The sequence below is a fragment of the Sphingopyxis sp. OPL5 genome (genome assembly GCF_003797775.2).
Taxonomy (GTDB): domain Bacteria; phylum Pseudomonadota; class Alphaproteobacteria; order Sphingomonadales; family Sphingomonadaceae; genus Sphingopyxis.
This window is the reverse complement of the sequence record NZ_CP060725.1, coordinates 1,170,930-1,186,020: the sequence shown is the minus strand read 5'-3', so window position 1 is coordinate 1,186,020 and position 15,091 is coordinate 1,170,930. Positions and strand designations below refer to the sequence as shown.

The window sequence follows — 15,091 nt, the reverse complement described above, 5'->3', positions numbered from 1 at the left end:
ATCGCGATAGCAAGCGCGAGCAATCTCACCCCGCGCTGATCCGTTCGATGTCGGCACCGACCGCCTGCAATTTCTCCTCGAGCCGCTCATAGCCGCGGTCGAGGTGATAGACGCGGTTGACCTCGGTCTGGCCCTGTGCGGCGAGGCCGGCGATGATCAGGCTCATCGAGGCGCGCAGGTCGGTCGCCATCACCGGCGCGCCGACGAGATGGTCGACTCCGCGCACCACCGCGCTGCGGCCGCGCACGTCGATGTCGCAGCCCATGCGCGCCAGTTCGGGGACGTGCATGTAGCGGTTTTCGAAAATGGTTTCGGTGAACAGGCTGGCGCCGCTGCCCAGCGTCGCCATCGCCATGAACTGCGCCTGCATGTCGGTCGCGAAGCCCGGATAGGGCGCGGTCGACAGGGTGACCGGTTCGGCGCGGCCGGTCATCGCGACGCGAATGCCGGTCTTGGTTTCTTCGACCGTCGCGCCCGCCTGCCGCAGCGCGCTCAGCGTCGCTTCCATCTCGCCGGCCTTGGCGCCGACCAGTTCGACGTCGCCCTCGGTGATGACGGCGGCGCAGGCGTAGCTGCCCGCCTCGATGCGGTCGGCCATCACGCGATAGGTCGCGCCGTGCAGGCGATCGACGCCTTCGATGGTCAGCGTCTCGGTGCCGACGCCGTCGATCGACGCGCCCATTGCGACGAGGCAGTTGCACAGGTCGACGATCTCGGGCTCGCGCGCGGCGTTTTCGAGGATGCAGGTGCCTTTCGCGAGCACGGCCGCCATCACCGCATTTTCGGTGGCGCCGACCGAGACGACGGGGAAGGTGAACTTGCCGCCCTTCAGGCGCCCGCCGGGGGCGACCGCCTTCACATAGCCCGAGGCGAGTTCGATCTCGGCGCCAAAGGCTTCGAGCGCCTTCAGGTGCAGGTCGATCGGGCGGTTGCCGATCGCGCAGCCGCCGGGCAGCGACACGGTCGCCTCGCCCGCGCGGGCGAGCAGCGGGCCGAGCACGAGGATCGAGGCGCGCATCTTGCGCACGATGTCATAGGGCGCGACGGTCGAGGTGAGGGTGGTCGTGCGTGCGGTCATCACGCGGCCGAAATCCTCGGGCCGCGATCCCTCGATCGTCGTCGAACAGCCGAGCTGGTTGAGCAGATGCCCGAAACCGTCGACGTCGGCGAGCCGCGGCAGGTTGCGCAGCGTCAGCGGCTCGTCGGTGAGCAGCGCGCAGGGCAGCAGGGTGAGCGCCGCATTCTTGGCGCCGGAAATGGGGATACGGCCCTTGAGTCGCTGGCCGCCGCGAATGACGATTTGATCCATCGGCTGTCTTTAGCGGATGGCGGCGGCGGCGCAAGCGCGCGGCGATGGTTAAACCCCGCTTTGCGGTCGCCGCATTTCCCATAGCCATGGCGACCGAAACATGGAAATATCGGTGCAAATATTGCGCGCTATGGAGACAGTATCAGGACCGGTTCGACTGCAGCAAAAAGGGGCAAGCGCATGAGGAATATTGTCGCGACCATCGCCACGTCGGCGTCGTTGATCATGGCGCAGCTCGCGCCGCCGGTTCTTGCCCAGACGACCTATCCCTATCCCGGCTCGGGCGGCCCGCAGATCCAGCCGCCGCGCGACCAGGGCTATGCCGGGACGCTGAGCTGCGAATCGCGCAAGAACAAGCTCCAGCGCTGCAATGTGCGCACCGACAATCGCGTCGACCTGATCCGGGTGATCGGCGGGCGTTGTTCGAAGGGGCGCGACTGGGGCTTCACCGCCAACCAGATCTGGGTGTCGGGCGGCTGCCGTGCCGAATTCGGTTATGGCTATGGGTACGGCAATGGCGGCGGCTATCCGGTGCCGCTGCCGCAGCCGGTCGACGATTATGCGGGGACGATACGCTGCGAATCGCGCGGCAGCCGGTACGAACAATGCAATGTGCAGACCAACAACCGTGTCGAGCTGGTGCGGCGGCTCGGCGGCAAGTGCAACGACGGGCGCCAATGGGGCTATACCGCGAACTATATCTGGGTGAACGACGGTTGCCGGGCCGAATTCGCCTATGGCTACAACAATCTGACCCCGCTGCCCGGACCCCGGCCCGAGAAGGACAAGGGGCCGAGCACCGGGCTGATCATCGGCGGCGTCGTGGTCGCGGGCGGGCTGCTCGCGCTGCTGCTGAGCAAGAAGAAGAAAACCCCGGCGGGCGAAGAGACCACGACCGAAGAGCCCGCCACCTATCCCGCCGGACCGCCGGCGACGCTGAGCGCGAACCTGTCGGCGTTGCCGAGCGCGGCGCGGCCGTCGGTGCAGAATTGCATGAACGACGCGGCACGCCAGATCGGGGTCACCGGCGGCACGCGGCTGAGCTATGACAAGCTGGTGTCGCTGGAGCAGGGCAATGGCGGCTGGCGCATCCGCGCCGCGATGACCGCGACCTATCCCGACGGGGCGCGGACGGTCGAAATGTATTGCCGGGCGACGCCGAGCCAGATCATCCAGCTCGATTTCAGCTAGCGCGCTACGGCGTTTTGGATATTGCCGTCATCCCGGCGAAAGCCGGGTGACGAAGCATGAGACGAGAACAGAGTCGCGCCGCCATGGTGAAGGAGAATGGGCCGGCTGCGGCCTTGTGGTCGCGGGCCTATCTGCTGCTGACGATGACGGCGCTGTTCTGGGCCGGCAATTCGATCGTCGGACGCGCCGCGCGCGACCTGGTGCCGCCCGCCGCGCTGTCCTTCTGGCGCTGGACGATCGCGCTCGCGCTGCTGTTGCCGCTCGCCTGGCCGCATCTGAAGCGCGATTGGCCCGCATTGCGGGCGCGTTGGCCGGTCATGCTGATCCTCGGCGCGCTGGGAATCGGTGCGTTCAACACCTTGCTCTATACCGGGCTGCAAACCACCACCGCGCTCAATTCGATGCTGATCCAGTCGGCGCAGCCGGCGTTGATTCTGATCGTCGGTGCGCTGGTGATGCGCGACCGGACGAGCGCCCGGCAGGTCGCGGGTGTCGCGGTGTCGCTGGCGGGCGTCCTTATCATCATCGGGCGCGGCGACCCCGGCCTGCTGCTGGCGTTAAGGCTGAATGGCGGCGACGCGATCATCGCCGTCGCGGTGCTGTTGTGGGCGCTTTATTCGGTGCTGCTCCGCCGTCGCCCGGCGGTGCATCCGCTCAGCTTTCTCGCCGCATCGATCATGGTCGGGCTGATGGTAATCATGCCGGTCTATGCGACGGAAATCTGGTCGGGACGCCTGATCGTGCCGGCGACGGGCAGCGCCCTTGCGATCGCCTATGTGTCGATCTTTCCATCGTTCCTGGCCTATCTTTTCTTCAATCGCAGCGTCGAACTGATCGGATCGGCGGCGACCGGGCAGTATATGAATATCATGCCGCTGATGGGGGCAGGGTTGGCGATGCTCTTTCTCGGCGAGGTGCTGCACCTGTTCCACATCGCGGGATTGGCGCTGATCGTCGCCGGGATTTTGGTCGCCGGGCGCCCGCCGCAGCCCGCCGCAGACGGTTAGCCCAGCGCTTCCTCGACCTGCGCCAGCCGGTCCTTGCCGAAGAACATCTCCTCTCCGACGAAAAAGGTCGGGATGCCGAACACCCCGCGCGCGACCGCGCCCTCGGTGTTTTGGGCGAGCTTCGCCTTGATCTCGGGTTCCTGCGTGCGCGTGAGCAGCGCGGGGCCGTCGAAGCCGTTGGCGGTGAGGAAGGCCGCGGCGACCTCCGGATCGTCCATCTTCAGCCCATCTTCCCACATCGCGCGGTTCACCGCCTCGACATAATCGTCAAGGTTGCCGTCATTCTCCGCCACGATCGCGCCGCGCATGATGAGCAGGGTATTGACCGGGAAATGCGGGTTGAGGCGGAATTTGGTCAGGCCATGCTTGTCGATGAAGCGCCGCATCTCGAGGTTTTCATAGGCCATCTTTGCCGGCGCGTCGGCGTATTGGATCATCGGTGCCTTGTTGCCGGTGGCCTTGAAGACGCCGCCGAGCAGACAGGGGGTGATGATCAGGTCGGCGCCGGTGCGGTCGAGCAGTTCGGGCAGGACCTTGAGCGTGAGATAGGCGTTGGGGCTGCCGAAATCGAAGATGAGTTCGAGGGTTTTTGCGGCGTTTTGGGTCACCATTTTTCTCCCCAAGGGCGGAGGTCGAGTTCGTGGGTCCAGGCGCTTTTGGGCTGCTGGTGGAGCATCACATAATTGGCGGCGATGGCGTCGGGGTTGAGGATCAGGTCGGCCGCCTTGGCATTGTCGAAATCGGGGTGGCGGCCCTTGATGAAGTCGGTGTCGATCGCGCCGTCGATGATCGTGTGGGCGACGTGGATGCCTTGAGGCCCGAGTTCGCGCGCCATCGACTGGGCGAGCATGCGCAGCGCGCCCTTGGCGCCCGAAAAGGCGGAAAAGCCGGAGCCGCCGCGCAAGCTCGCGGTCGCGCCGGTGAAGAGGATCGTGCCGCGACCGCGCGGGGCCATGCGCTTCGCCGCCTCGCGGCCCAACAGGAAGCCACCGAGGCACGCCATTTCCCAGACCTTGGTGTAGACCCGCACCGTCGTCTCGGTGATCGGGAAATTGACGTTGGCGCCGATGTTGAACACCGCGACCTCGACCGGCCCGACCTCGGCCTCGACCTGGTCGAACAGCGCGATCATGTCGCTTTCTTCACGGGCGTCGCCAGGGAAGGCGCGCGCTTGTTGGCCCGCATCGCGGATCGACTGCGCCAGCGATTCGAGCTGGTCGGCGTTGCGCGCGCGGCGGTTGACGCAGGCGGTGAGGCCCTCGGCGGCGAAAGCGCGCGCGATCGCGCCGCCGGTGGAGTCGCCGGCTCCGATGATGACGGCGGCTGGATTGGACATGCGACTCTCCTCTTGCCGTCCATCGTAACTATGATAATCATAGTGACAAGTGGTTTTTCCACGAAGGGTGGCAATTGTACTGCGACAAAAAAAACCGCGTCATTGCGCGCGAAGCGAAGCAATCCAGAGCCTGCGTAAACCGCTCTGGATTGCTTCGCTTCGCGCGCAATGACGAGTAGGGAGGACGATAGATGCCCAGACGTGCGGATCTTTCGGATACTTTCTGCCCCGTCGGACGGTCAGCCGAACTGCTCGGCGACCGCGCCGTGCTGCTGATCCTGCGCGACCTGTTCTTAGGGCGGCGGCGGTTCGAAGCGATCGCGGCGAACACTGGACTCGGCCCGCAGCTTGTGTCCGCGCGGCTCAAGCTGCTGGAAAAGGAAGGCGTGGTCGAACGCCATGCCTATCAGGACAAGCCGCCGCGCCACGAATATCGGCTGACCGACAAAGGCAAGGATCTGTTCGACGTGCTCTATGCGATGCGCGGTTGGGCCGAGCGCTGGGCGTATGCGGATGGCGAGACCGGCGACGGCCCGGCGATGCGTTATACCCACCGCGCGTGCGGCACCGATGTCGGAACGGCGACGGTCTGCCCGGGGTGCGGCGCGGCGCTGCGTTATGGCGACTTGAAGGGCGAGCCGTCGCCGGCGCTGAAGGCCGAACAGGCGCGGCGGGCGGGTTAGCTCAGGCCTTTTCCAGCGTGCATTGCAGCGGGTGCTGGTTCTGCCGCGCGGCGTCCATCACCTGGTTCACTTTGGTCTCGGCGACCTCATAGCTGAACACGCCGCACACGCCGACGCCCTGTTGGTGGACGTGGAGCATCACCTGCGTCGCCTGTTCGATGTCCATGTTGAAGAAGCGCTGGAGCACCATCACGACGAATTCCATCGGGGTATAGTCGTCGTTGAGCAGCAGCACCTTGTACATTGAGGGTTTTTTGGCCTTCGCGCGGGTGCGTGTCGCGATGCCGACGCCCGGGGTGCCGGGCGTGCCATCGTCCTTGTCCGCCATGGCGCGGATCGGGGGAAGGGTCTGAACTGGAAGCATTGTCACCGGAATATCGCACGCCGAGGCGGATTCGCAAGGGGGCGGGGCATCATTAACCCCCTTTTTCGGGAACCCCGAAAGCAAGAACCGCCCGCAACCCGAAGGATGCGAGCGGTCTTGGTGTGTCGGCGCAGGCTGGGAGGAGGGGAGAGACGCCCGCGCCAACGGGAAGAGGAAAGCCCTTAGGCGGCCTTCATCTTCGAAGTGATGACCGACACGCGGTTCGAGATCGGCGCGAAGCTGTCGTTCGCCATCTTGACGACGAGTTCGCTGGTCTTCGAGGTCTGCGCGACAGCGGCGTCGAACGCCTTCTTGCTGTTTTCGGCATAGAGCTTGAAGAATTCGGTCGGCGACTTGACGGCGGTGTAGCCCTTCAGCGCGGCGGTCGTGTCTTCAAAGCTCTTGCGAGCGAAGGTCACGCCTTCCTGGCCGAGGACTTCGGCGTTCTTCGCGGCGATCTTGCCGGCTTCGACGAGGGCTTCGAGGTTCGCCTTGTTGAACTCGACGGCTTCCTTGGCCTTCGCGTTGAAATCGGCGGTCAGCGCTTCGGCGCGGGTCTTCGCTTCGTCGGCGAACTTCTTGACGGTGTCGTTCATGGTCTTGAATCCTTTGGTGGCGGCAGCGACCGGCTTCGGTGCGGCCTTCAGGGGCTTGGGGGCAATGGTCTTGAGGACCGCCTTCTTGGGGGCGGCCTTTTTGGCGACGGTCTTGGGGGCCGCGGCCTTCTTGGCGACCGGCTTGGCTTTTGCCTTCACCGTCGCGGTTTTTACGGGTGCCGGAGCGGCCTTTGCCACTGCCGGGGCAGCGGTTTCGACCGGAGCGGCCGGAGTCGCCGCCGGCGTGGCGGGGGTTTCCAGCGTCGCGGCTTCGAAAGCCTTTTCGGCACTATCCATCTTGGTAGCCATCGGGGTAACTCCTTTATGTTGCAGTGCACAATATAGGAGTGGCGTGGCGATTTCAAGGATATTTTTGTGCACTGCACAAAAATTGTTGCTCGCGGCCTTATTGGCCCTTTATTTCCCCGATTTTACCGCTGCTTGACGTAGCGGCCGGGGGCATCCTCGATCGCCTTCTTAGCACCTTTTCCGGGAATGCGCGAACCCTTAGCGGCGGTTTTTGCGCTATCCTGTGTGGCAATCCAGTCGATCCAGTGCGGCCACCAGCTGCCTTTGGTCTCGTGCGCGCTGGCGACATAGTCGTCGAGTGTGGCGGCGTCGCTGTCGCCGACCCAATATTGATATTTGCCCGCGGCCGGCGGGTTGACGACCCCGGCGATATGGCCCGAACCGGCGAGCAGGAAGGTCTTGGGGCCCGACAGATGGTCCATCAGTCGCCAGACGCTGGCGAGCGGCGCGATATGATCCTCGCGCCCCGCCTGGATATAGGCGGGGGTCTTGATCTTCTTGAGGTCGAGCGGGGTGCCGCACACCGACAGGCTGTTCGGGATCACCATCCGGTTGTCGCGATAGAGGTCGACCAGATATTGGCGGTGCCACTTCGCGGGTAGGTTGGTGGTGTCGCCGTTCCAATAGAGCAGGTCGAAGGGCGGATAGTCGTTGCCGAGCAGGTAATTGCTGACGACATAGTTCCAGATCAGGTCGCGCCCGCGCAAGCTGTTGAAGGTCGCCGCCATATAGCGACCATCGAGGAAACCCGGCGCCGACAGCTGTTCGAGCAGCGCCAGATAGCTGTCGTCGACGAACATCTTCAGGTCGCCGGCGAATTCGAAATCGATCTGCGCGGTGAAGAAGGTGACCGACTGGACCTTGTCGGCTTCTTGCCTGGCCGACAGCATCGCGAGCGTCGCGGCCAGCGTGGTGCCGGCGACGCAATAGCCGATCGTGTGGACCGCGGGGACGCCCAGCAAGTCGCGTACCGTGTCGATCGCATCGACCTGCGCCGCGATATAATCGTCCCAGACCACGTCCTTCATCGACGCGTCGGCCGATTTCCATGACACCATGAATACCGACAGCCCCTGCTCGACCGCCCAGCGCACGAAACTTTTCGCGGGGTTCAGGTCGAGGATGTAGAAGCGGTTGATCCACGGCGGGAAGATCAGCAGCGGGACGGTGAAGACGTCCTTCGTGGTCGGGGCGTAGTGGATGAGCTGATAGAGATCGGTCTCATGGATCACCTTGCCCGGCGTCGTCGCGATATTCACCCCGACCTCGAATGCGTCGGGATCGACGTGGCTGAGCTGCCCGCGCGACAGGTCGGTGAGCATATGCTTCAAGCCCTTGAGCAGGCTCTCGCCGCGCGTCTCGACCGCGCGCTTGATCACCTCGGGGTTGGTGAGCGCGAGGTTCGACGGCGAAAAGGCGTCGGCCATGCCCTTCGCGGCAAACTCCATCTTCTTGCGCGCGTTCTCATCGAGCCCCTGCATCTGGCGCGTCGTCGTGAGCAACTGGTCGGAGAGCAGGCCATAGGTCTGGCGGATCAGCGCGAAGGCCGGGTTGGCGGTCCATTCGGGGTCGGCGAAGCGCTTGTCCTTCGGCACTTCGGCAGGCGCGTCGGGGGTGAAGCCGGGGGTCAGCGTCGCCAGCGAGGTCCAAAAGGCGACCCCCTGTTCCCACATTTTTGCCGACTGTTCGGCCCAGGCCTGCGTCGCGGGATTGTTCAGCCAGCCCGCGGGATCGAACATCGCGGCGGCACCGGCCTTGCCCTCGTTCGCCTGTCCCATCGCGTAATCGAGCATCATCTGCTGCGCGCGGCCCATGACGCTGGTCCAATGCTGCAGGTCGTCGGGTGCGGGCATGAAGGGGTTTGGCGTTTCCGATGTGCCGTCTTTGCCCGTGTCGCTCATGCTGGTTCCTGCTGGTCTGTCCGGAGATTATGCCTATAACAAGCCGCGGCGCGGCTGGCGAGCGGCCGTTCGCGCTTATTACCGATAACGAAAAGGAGTTGTTCTAGTTTTCCATGTCCGAAGATGAATTCTATCGCATCAAGCGCCTGCCGCCCTATGTCATCGCCGAAGTCAATGCGATGCGTGCGGCCGCCCGCGCCTCGGGCGAAGACATCATCGACCTGGGAATGGGCAACCCCGACCTGCCGCCGCCGCAGCATGTGATCGACAAGCTCTGCGAAGTGGCGATGAAGCCCGACGCGCACGGCTATTCGCAATCGAAAGGCATTCCGGGGCTGCGCCGCGCGCAAGCCAATTATTATGCGCGCCGCTTCAACGTCGAGCTCGATCCCGAAAGCGAGGTCGTGGTGACAATGGGATCGAAGGAGGGACTCGCGAGTCTCGCCACCGCGATCACCGGTCCCGGCGACGTCGTGCTGGCGCCGAACCCCAGCTACCCGATCCATACCTTCGGTTTCATCATCGCCGGCGCGACGATCCGCAGCGTGCCGACGACCCCCGACGAAAATTACTGGCGCGCCCTCGACCGCGCAATGGCCTTCACCGTGCCGCGCCCGTCGATCCTGGTGGTCAATTATCCGTCGAACCCGACCGCCGAGGCGGTCGATCTCGCTTTCTACGAACGGCTCGTCGCCTGGGCGAAGGAGAATAAGGTCTGGGTGCTCAGCGATCTTGCCTATTCGGAGCTTTATTACGACGGTAACCCGACTCCCTCGATCCTGCAGGTGCCGGGCGCGAAGGATGTCGCGGTCGAATTCACCTCGATGTCGAAAACCTATTCGATGGCGGGGTGGCGCATGGGCTTCGCGGTCGGCAACAAGCGGCTGATCGCGGCGATGACGCGGGTGAAATCCTATCTCGACTATGGTGCCTTCACCCCGATCCAGGCCGCCGCGTGCGCGGCCTTGAACGGGCCGCAGGATATCGTCGCCAGGAATCGCGAGCTGTACCAGAAGCGCCGCGACGTGATGGTCGACAGCTTCGGCCGCGCCGGCTGGGACATTCCGAGCCCCAAGGCGTCGATGTTCGCCTGGGCCCCGCTGCCGCCCGCGCTGAAAGAGATGGGCAGCCTCGAATTTTCGAAGCAATTGCTCACCCATGCCAAGGTCGCGGTCGCGCCCGGCGTCGGTTATGGCGAGGACGGCGAAGGCTTCGTGCGCATCGCGATGGTCGAGAATGAGCAGCGCATCCGTCAGGCGGCGCGCAATGTGCGCAAGTTCCTCCAGATGCACGGCGTCAACACACCATCGGTCGCGGCGGGCAGCGAGGGATGATGGCGAACCGGCGGGGTGCGATAAATAGGGACAGTCCCTATTTATCGGCGAGGCCGGGTTGATGGCGGCCGCAGGCCTCGGGGCCATTGCGGAAATCATCCAGATCTCGGTCACGCCGGTGTTCCTGCTGGTAGCGACCGGCGGCCTGCTCAACGTCTTCACCGGGCGGTTGGCGCGCGTCGTCGACCGGTCGCGCGTGCTGATCGAGCAATGGGGCGAGACCCAGGGCGCGGAGCATGAGCGGGTCGTCGCCGAACTGCGCGTCGTCGACCGGCGGATGGACATCATCAACAATTCGATCGCCGCGGCGGTCGCGTGCGGGATCGTCGTTTGCCTGCTGGTGGCGCTGCTGTTCGCGCAGGCTTTCGTCGGCTTCAACCTCGGCGCCGCGGCGGCGTGGGTCTTCGCGCTGGCGATGCTGTTGTTGCTCGCCTCGCTCGTCCTCTTCCTGGTCGAGGTCAGGCTTGCGACGCGGACGATCCATGTCCCGCTCGAACTGCTCGAGCTGGAGGAGATGGGCTGGCGGAAGCGACAGGGGCGGCGTTAGGGCATCGGATCATCGCGATCCGCGTTTGTTACCGGCGTTGGCTTTGGCGTAGAAAGCGGACATTTGCCAGCGGCGACAGCTAGGCCTCAATATGTCCATATCTTTGGTTTACGAAGAATCCGGGCGATGGCTGCCGTCACAATCAAGGCTGCGCCAAATCTCAGCACCCAGTCGATCTCGAAAAAATCCAATCCAGCATAAGTCGCAAAACCAATTACGGTGGCGGTTTCAGTTGCGTGCTTGCGAAAAATCCTGGGTATCATCTGCTCAAAAATAAATTCATCGAGACCGGATGTCCAGCTCGAAGCCCTGTGCGCTAAAGCGTCGATGAGCGGCCATCAGGTCTTCGGACAATCAGGGGCCGACACGCGTGCGGAAGGTCGGCATGACGCGTTTCTTGCTCGCCTGCTCATAGGCATAACCTGCGGCAAGCACATCGGCATCGCTCCACTTCGCACCGATGAAGCTGACACCGATCGGCAGGCCCTCGACCGCGCCCATCGGGACGGTCAGGTGCGGATAGCCGGCGACGGCGGGAAGCTGACTGACGCTCGGGCCGCTATAATGATCGCCGTTGACTAGGTCGCTGGTCCAGGCGGGCCCGTTGGTGACGCCGACGAGCAGGTCGACGCCCTTGTCCTTCAACAATTTGTCGATCCCCTCGGGACCCGCAAGCCGCGCCGCCTTGGCCTTGGCTTCGACATAGGTGGGACTGTCGAGTCCGCCCTTGCTCTCGGCCAGTTCGAACAGCGACTGGTCGAACCATTTGAGTTCGGCGGGGTGCGCCTTGTTGAATGCGATCAGGTCGGCGAGCGTCTTCGGCCCGTCCTTGCCGGGCAGGCCCGCGAGATAGGCCGCCATGTCGGCCTTAAGCTCGGTCATCAGCACCTCGAACTCGGCGGCGCCCAGTTCCTCCAGTCCTTTGCGGCTGTCGTCGATCTCGACGATCGTCGCGCCGAGGTCCGCCATCTGTTTTAGCGCCGCGTCGAACAGCGCGGCGACGTCGGCCCGGTCTCCGATGCGGTCGCGCAGCACGCCGATGCGCTTGCCCTTCAGCGCGTCGGGCGAGAGCGCGGCGGCATAGTCGGTCTTGCGCGCATCGGCCTCGGTGGTCGCGGGATCGGCGGGGTCGCTACCCGCGATGACGGTCATCACCGCGGCGGCGTCCCGGACGGTGAGGGTGATCGGGCCGGCGGTGTCCTGGCTGTAGCTGATCGGCACGATATGGGTGCGGCTGACAAGGCCGACGGTCGGTTTGAAACCGACGACGCCATTAACACCGGCGGGGCAGGTGATCGACCCGTCGGTTTCGGTGCCGATGGCGAGCGGCGCGAGGCTGGCGGCGACCGCGGCGGCGCTGCCCGACGACGAGCCGCATGTGTTGCGGTCGAGCGCGTGGGGGTTTTTGGTGAGTTCGCCGACCGCGCTCCAGCCGCTGGTCGAATTGTTCGACCGGATGTTCGCCCATTCGCTGAGGTTGGTCTTGCCAATGATGACTGCGCCCGCCTCGCGCAGCCGCGCGACGATCGGCGCGTCGCGGTTCGTGACATTGTCCTTCAGCGCGAGCGAGCCGGCGGTCGTCGGCACCGGCCCCTTCGCCTCGATATTGTCCTTGAGCAGGATCGGGATGCCGTGGAGCGGGCCGCGTTTTTTCTCCGCCTCGCGTTCTTTCCACAGCCGGGTCGCCTCGCTCTGCGCGTCGGGGAAAGTGGCGATGACGGCGTTCAGCTTCGGCCCATAGTCGTCGATCTTCAAAATGCGGTCGAGATAGAGGGTTGTGAGCAGTTCGTCGTACATCGATCCGCTCTCCATCTCGGCCTGGAGCGTCGCGGCGTCCTTGCCCTCGACGGGCGGCAGCGGCGGCGGCATCGCCGTTGCGGGAGCGATCGCGAGCAGGGCGGCGGCGGCGAGCAGCGAAATTTTTTGCATGGGCGCGAAGCTGCCAGCCGTAGCGGCAATTGCAAGCGGCGAATTTCGGCGCGCCGCAACGGCGTTGACACCTGGGTGTCCGGTCTGCTCCCATGGCGCTACGGGAGATAAGAATGAACCAGAAAGCTGCCCTTGCCGGGAGCATCGGGTCGCCGCCCACCGCCGGCGTGTCCGCGCAGACGCGGACGATGCTGTGGGTGCTGCTGATCGTCTATATCTTCAATTTCCTCGACCGGCAGATCGTCAACATCCTCGCCGAGCCGATCAAGACCGACCTAGGGCTGAGCGATACCGAACTGGGATTGCTCGCCGGACCGGCGTTCGCGGTCTTTTATGCGCTGCTCGGCATCCCGATCGCGCGCTATGCCGACAAGGACGGCACCAACCGGGTGCGGCTGATCGCGCTCGCGCTCGCCGTCTGGTCGGCGATGACCGCGGTGTGCGGGCTCGCGCAGAATTTCGTCCAGCTGCTGTTCGCGCGGATCGGGGTCGGGGTCGGCGAGGCGGGCTGCACCCCCGCCGCGCACTCGTTGATTTCGGACAGCGTGCCCGCCGAGAAACGCTCTTCGGCGATCGCCTTTTACGGGCTGGGCGTGCCGATCGGTTCGCTGCTCGGGCTGATTATCGGGGGCATCGTCAACGATCTTTATGGCTGGCGGATCGCGCTGATGCTCGTCGGCGCACCGGGTTTGCTGCTCGCATTGATCGTGTTGTTCGTCATGCGCGAGCCGCGCCACAGCCGCACTGCCGAAGCCGCGGCGAGCGCGGCGGCGGTGGTGCCGCTGTCGACTCGCGAGGCGATGCGCGAAATCTTCGCTTCGCGCGCTTTCGTCTACATATTGATCGCATCGTCGGTCGTCGCCTTCCTCGGTTATGGCAAGGCGCTGTGGACGATCAGCTTCTTTATCCGCAGCCACGGACTGTCGACGACCGAGGCGGGGCTGTCGATGGCGGTCGTGCTCGGGCTTGCGGGGGTGCTCGGCACCTGGCTCGGCGGCAAGATGGCCGACAAGTTCGGCCCGCGCGACAAGAAGCATATCCTGACCTTCCCGGCCTATGGCATGGCGCTCGCGGCGCCGGTGCTGTTCCTCGGCTATTATATGGAGGACTGGCGCGTCGCGGTGGCGTTGCTGATCGTCCCGACGATCCTCAATTCGGCCTATTACGGTCCTGCCTATGGCTGCGTGCAGGGGCTTGTGCGGCCGCAGGCGCGCGCGGTCGCGGCGTCGATCATGCTGTTCGGGCAGAATCTGATCGGGCTGGGTTTCGGGCCGTTCCTGTTCGGGGTGCTGTCGGACATGCTGGCGCCGACCTATGGTCAGGAAAGCGTGCGTTACGTCCTTTATGGCGCGGCGTGGCTCGGGCTGATCCCAGCCTTCTTCTTCTGGCGTGCCAGCCTGCGGCTGAAGGCCGAGCTGAAGTCGGGTTAGGTCAATAGGGCGGCGCCTGGCGCGCCCGCTGTTCCCGCGCCGCGTCGATCCACCAGTTGAGGTCGTCGGCGAAGCGCGGGAAGTTTTTTGCCAGCCGCGCGCCGTCGTCGCCCGCCGGCTGGCCGTCGGTATCGAAGGCGCCGCCGATCCGCCCGACCGGCAGGATCGACGAGATCACCGCCATTCCCATTTCGCCCAGCGTGTCGCGCCAGCCCATCATCGCGCGCACCCCGGACCAGGGGCCGGCCGAATAGCAGGCGATCGCGGCGGGGCGCCAGAACCATTCCTCGAGATAATGATCGGTGAGATTCTTGAGGCCGGGTTGCGGTCCCCAATTATATTCGCCGGTGACGAACAGGAAGCCGTCGGCGGCGCGGATCTTGCCCGCAAGTTCCGCCATCGCGGGCGGCGCCTCGCCCTCCGGATATTCCTTATACATGCGGTCGAGCATGGGGAGGTCGACCGCCTTGGCGTCGATCAGTTCGGCGCTGTCGCCGCGTGCCGCGATTGCCTCGACCAGCCAGCGGGCGAGCTTGATCCCCTGCCGGTCGCGGCGGTAGCTGCCGTAGAAGACGAGAATGTTGCGCGACATGGAAGCTCCTAGGGGCGAATGGTGATCAGGGTGCCGTCGGGAACCAGGTCCCACAGCTGCTCCATTTCACCGTTCGACAGCGCGATACAGCCGTCGGTCCAGTCGGTCGTGAGCGGCGGACCGGGCCAGCGATTGGGCTGGCCGTGGATGAAGATATCGCCCCCCGGCGAGCGCCCTTGCGCCTTCGCATAAGCGCGATCAGCGGCATTGGGATAGGAGATGCGCAGCGACAGGTGATAGGCGCTCTTCGCGTTGCGGCCGTCGATCCTGTAGTCGCCCTCGGGCGTGCGCTCGTCGCCCTCGAACTGCTTATGCCCCTCGGGCGCGTCGCCGAAGCGGATATTGGTGTAACGCGCGATCTCGCGGTTGCCGACAAAGGCGATCAGGGTGCGGTCACTCTTGTCGACCAGCAGGCGGTCGGCCTTCGCGTTCTGGGGTATTTGCGGGGGCTGCGACGCGGCGGATCCGCAGGCCGTGATGAGCAGGCACACGAGGGGGAGGGCGGAGCGCATCGTCCGACCCTACGCCTTTGGCGGTCTCCGGCAAGTGGTTGTCAGCGCGGC

General features: G+C 64.9%; 16 protein-coding genes. 6 read left to right on the top strand and 10 right to left on the bottom strand.

Going from position 1 to position 15,091, the window contains the following annotated elements; genetic code table 11:
* Window positions 1–25: 25 nt before the first annotated feature.
* Window positions 26–1,309, bottom strand: coding sequence for a UDP-N-acetylglucosamine 1-carboxyvinyltransferase (gene murA / locus EEB18_RS05735; RefSeq protein WP_187141612.1), 1,284 nt, complete (start codon window positions 1,307–1,309; stop codon window positions 26–28).
* Between the two features lie 180 nt (window positions 1,310–1,489).
* Between murA and EEB18_RS05730 the strand changes: the two genes are divergently transcribed.
* A complete protein-coding gene (locus EEB18_RS05730) occupies window positions 1,490–2,500 on the top strand; it encodes a DUF3011 domain-containing protein (protein ID WP_187141611.1) in 1,011 nt (336 codons plus the stop codon).
* A gap of 56 nt (window positions 2,501–2,556) precedes the next feature.
* Window positions 2,557–3,507, top strand: coding sequence for a DMT family transporter (locus tag EEB18_RS05725; protein ID WP_222943148.1), 951 nt, complete (start codon window positions 2,557–2,559; stop codon window positions 3,505–3,507).
* Here EEB18_RS05725 and EEB18_RS05720 read toward each other — a convergent pair.
* Together EEB18_RS05720 and EEB18_RS05715 are read right to left on the bottom strand one after the other, a co-directional pair.
* On the bottom strand, window positions 3,504–4,115 hold the full coding sequence (locus EEB18_RS05720; RefSeq protein WP_410468120.1) for a 2-hydroxychromene-2-carboxylate isomerase: 612 nt from the start codon (window positions 4,113–4,115) through the stop codon (window positions 3,504–3,506). The two genes, EEB18_RS05725 and EEB18_RS05720, sit on opposite strands and share 4 nt — an antisense overlap.
* A complete protein-coding gene (locus EEB18_RS05715; protein WP_187141608.1) occupies window positions 4,112–4,843 on the bottom strand; it encodes an SDR family oxidoreductase in 732 nt (243 codons plus the stop codon). The genes EEB18_RS05720 and EEB18_RS05715 overlap by 4 nt, the downstream gene beginning before the upstream one ends.
* 191 nt (window positions 4,844–5,034) lie before the next feature.
* On the opposite strand from EEB18_RS05715, the gene EEB18_RS05710 reads away from it, so the two are divergent.
* Window positions 5,035–5,526 carry a winged helix-turn-helix transcriptional regulator gene (locus EEB18_RS05710; protein WP_187141607.1) on the top strand — a complete coding sequence of 164 codons (492 nt, stop codon included), beginning with the start codon at window positions 5,035–5,037 and terminating at the stop codon, window positions 5,524–5,526.
* 1 nt (window position 5,527) lies between these two features.
* Here the strand turns inward: EEB18_RS05710 and clpS are convergent, their stop codons facing one another.
* The 3 genes from clpS to EEB18_RS05695 all read right to left on the bottom strand — a co-directional run bounded on the left by clpS (window position 5,528) and on the right by EEB18_RS05695 (window position 8,696).
* Entirely contained in the window at window positions 5,528–5,890 is a 363-nt protein-coding gene (gene clpS, locus EEB18_RS05705) for an ATP-dependent Clp protease adapter ClpS (RefSeq protein ID WP_187141606.1), read from the bottom strand.
* A gap of 182 nt (window positions 5,891–6,072) precedes the next feature.
* Window positions 6,073–6,795, bottom strand: coding sequence for a phasin family protein (locus tag EEB18_RS05700; protein WP_187141605.1), 723 nt, complete (start codon window positions 6,793–6,795; stop codon window positions 6,073–6,075).
* Between the two features lie 122 nt (window positions 6,796–6,917).
* Complete coding sequence (locus EEB18_RS05695) at window positions 6,918–8,696, bottom strand: PHA/PHB synthase family protein (protein WP_187141604.1); 1,779 nt, start codon at window positions 8,694–8,696, stop codon at window positions 6,918–6,920.
* A 113-nt stretch (window positions 8,697–8,809) separates the two neighbouring features.
* Between EEB18_RS05695 and EEB18_RS05690 the strand changes: the two genes are divergently transcribed.
* Window positions 8,810–10,030, top strand: coding sequence for an LL-diaminopimelate aminotransferase (locus tag EEB18_RS05690; protein WP_056343041.1), 1,221 nt, complete (start codon window positions 8,810–8,812; stop codon window positions 10,028–10,030).
* 61 nt (window positions 10,031–10,091) lie between these two features.
* Window positions 10,092–10,577 carry a DUF2721 domain-containing protein gene (locus EEB18_RS05685; protein WP_056343038.1) on the top strand — a complete coding sequence of 162 codons (486 nt, stop codon included), beginning with the start codon at window positions 10,092–10,094 and terminating at the stop codon, window positions 10,575–10,577.
* An 86-nt stretch (window positions 10,578–10,663) separates the two neighbouring features.
* Here the strand turns inward: EEB18_RS05685 and EEB18_RS05680 are convergent, their stop codons facing one another.
* Window positions 10,664–10,840, bottom strand: coding sequence for a hypothetical protein (locus tag EEB18_RS05680; protein ID WP_156377547.1), 177 nt, complete (start codon window positions 10,838–10,840; stop codon window positions 10,664–10,666).
* 91 nt (window positions 10,841–10,931) lie between these two features.
* A complete protein-coding gene (locus EEB18_RS05675) occupies window positions 10,932–12,506 on the bottom strand; it encodes an amidase (protein ID WP_187141603.1) in 1,575 nt (524 codons plus the stop codon).
* A gap of 113 nt (window positions 12,507–12,619) precedes the next feature.
* Here EEB18_RS05675 and EEB18_RS05670 point away from each other — a divergent pair, with 113 nt between their 5' ends.
* The gene (locus EEB18_RS05670; RefSeq protein WP_187141602.1) at window positions 12,620–13,936 is read left to right on the top strand and encodes a spinster family MFS transporter; all 1,317 of its coding nucleotides are present in this window, start codon (window positions 12,620–12,622) and stop codon (window positions 13,934–13,936) included.
* Window position 13,937: 1 nt separating this feature from the next.
* Here the strand turns inward: EEB18_RS05670 and EEB18_RS05665 are convergent, their stop codons facing one another.
* Window positions 13,938–14,528 carry an NADPH-dependent FMN reductase gene (locus EEB18_RS05665; RefSeq protein WP_187141601.1) on the bottom strand — a complete coding sequence of 197 codons (591 nt, stop codon included), beginning with the start codon at window positions 14,526–14,528 and terminating at the stop codon, window positions 13,938–13,940.
* Window positions 14,529–14,536: 8 nt separating this feature from the next.
* Window positions 14,537–15,040: a murein L,D-transpeptidase family protein gene (locus EEB18_RS05660; protein ID WP_187141600.1), complete on the bottom strand. Its 504-nt coding sequence runs from the start codon at window positions 15,038–15,040 to the stop codon at window positions 14,537–14,539.
* Window positions 15,041–15,091 lie beyond the last annotated feature (51 nt).

What these genes read in the sequence shown, in the direction of transcription:
- murA (WP_187141612.1), bottom strand. Translation starts at nt 1,309, where the DNA reads ATGGATCAAATCGTCATTCGCGGCGGCCAGCGACTCAAGGGCCGTATC.
- EEB18_RS05730 (WP_187141611.1), top strand. Translation starts at nt 1,490, where the DNA reads ATGAGGAATATTGTCGCGACCATCGCCACGTCGGCGTCGTTGATCATG.
- EEB18_RS05685 (WP_056343038.1), top strand. Translation starts at nt 10,092, where the DNA reads ATGGCGGCCGCAGGCCTCGGGGCCATTGCGGAAATCATCCAGATCTCG.
- EEB18_RS05670 (WP_187141602.1), top strand. Translation starts at nt 12,620, where the DNA reads ATGAACCAGAAAGCTGCCCTTGCCGGGAGCATCGGGTCGCCGCCCACC.
- EEB18_RS05680 (WP_156377547.1), bottom strand. Translation starts at nt 10,840, where the DNA reads ATGATACCCAGGATTTTTCGCAAGCACGCAACTGAAACCGCCACCGTA.
- EEB18_RS05700 (WP_187141605.1), bottom strand. Translation starts at nt 6,795, where the DNA reads ATGGCTACCAAGATGGATAGTGCCGAAAAGGCTTTCGAAGCCGCGACG.
- EEB18_RS05725 (WP_222943148.1), top strand. Translation starts at nt 2,557, where the DNA reads ATGAGACGAGAACAGAGTCGCGCCGCCATGGTGAAGGAGAATGGGCCG.
- EEB18_RS05710 (WP_187141607.1), top strand. Translation starts at nt 5,035, where the DNA reads ATGCCCAGACGTGCGGATCTTTCGGATACTTTCTGCCCCGTCGGACGG.
- EEB18_RS05690 (WP_056343041.1), top strand. Translation starts at nt 8,810, where the DNA reads ATGTCCGAAGATGAATTCTATCGCATCAAGCGCCTGCCGCCCTATGTC.
- EEB18_RS05695 (WP_187141604.1), bottom strand. Translation starts at nt 8,696, where the DNA reads ATGAGCGACACGGGCAAAGACGGCACATCGGAAACGCCAAACCCCTTC.
- clpS (WP_187141606.1), bottom strand. Translation starts at nt 5,890, where the DNA reads ATGCTTCCAGTTCAGACCCTTCCCCCGATCCGCGCCATGGCGGACAAG.
- EEB18_RS05665 (WP_187141601.1), bottom strand. Translation starts at nt 14,528, where the DNA reads ATGTCGCGCAACATTCTCGTCTTCTACGGCAGCTACCGCCGCGACCGG.
- EEB18_RS05675 (WP_187141603.1), bottom strand. Translation starts at nt 12,506, where the DNA reads ATGCAAAAAATTTCGCTGCTCGCCGCCGCCGCCCTGCTCGCGATCGCT.
- EEB18_RS05660 (WP_187141600.1), bottom strand. Translation starts at nt 15,040, where the DNA reads ATGCGCTCCGCCCTCCCCCTCGTGTGCCTGCTCATCACGGCCTGCGGA.
- EEB18_RS05715 (WP_187141608.1), bottom strand. Translation starts at nt 4,843, where the DNA reads ATGTCCAATCCAGCCGCCGTCATCATCGGAGCCGGCGACTCCACCGGC.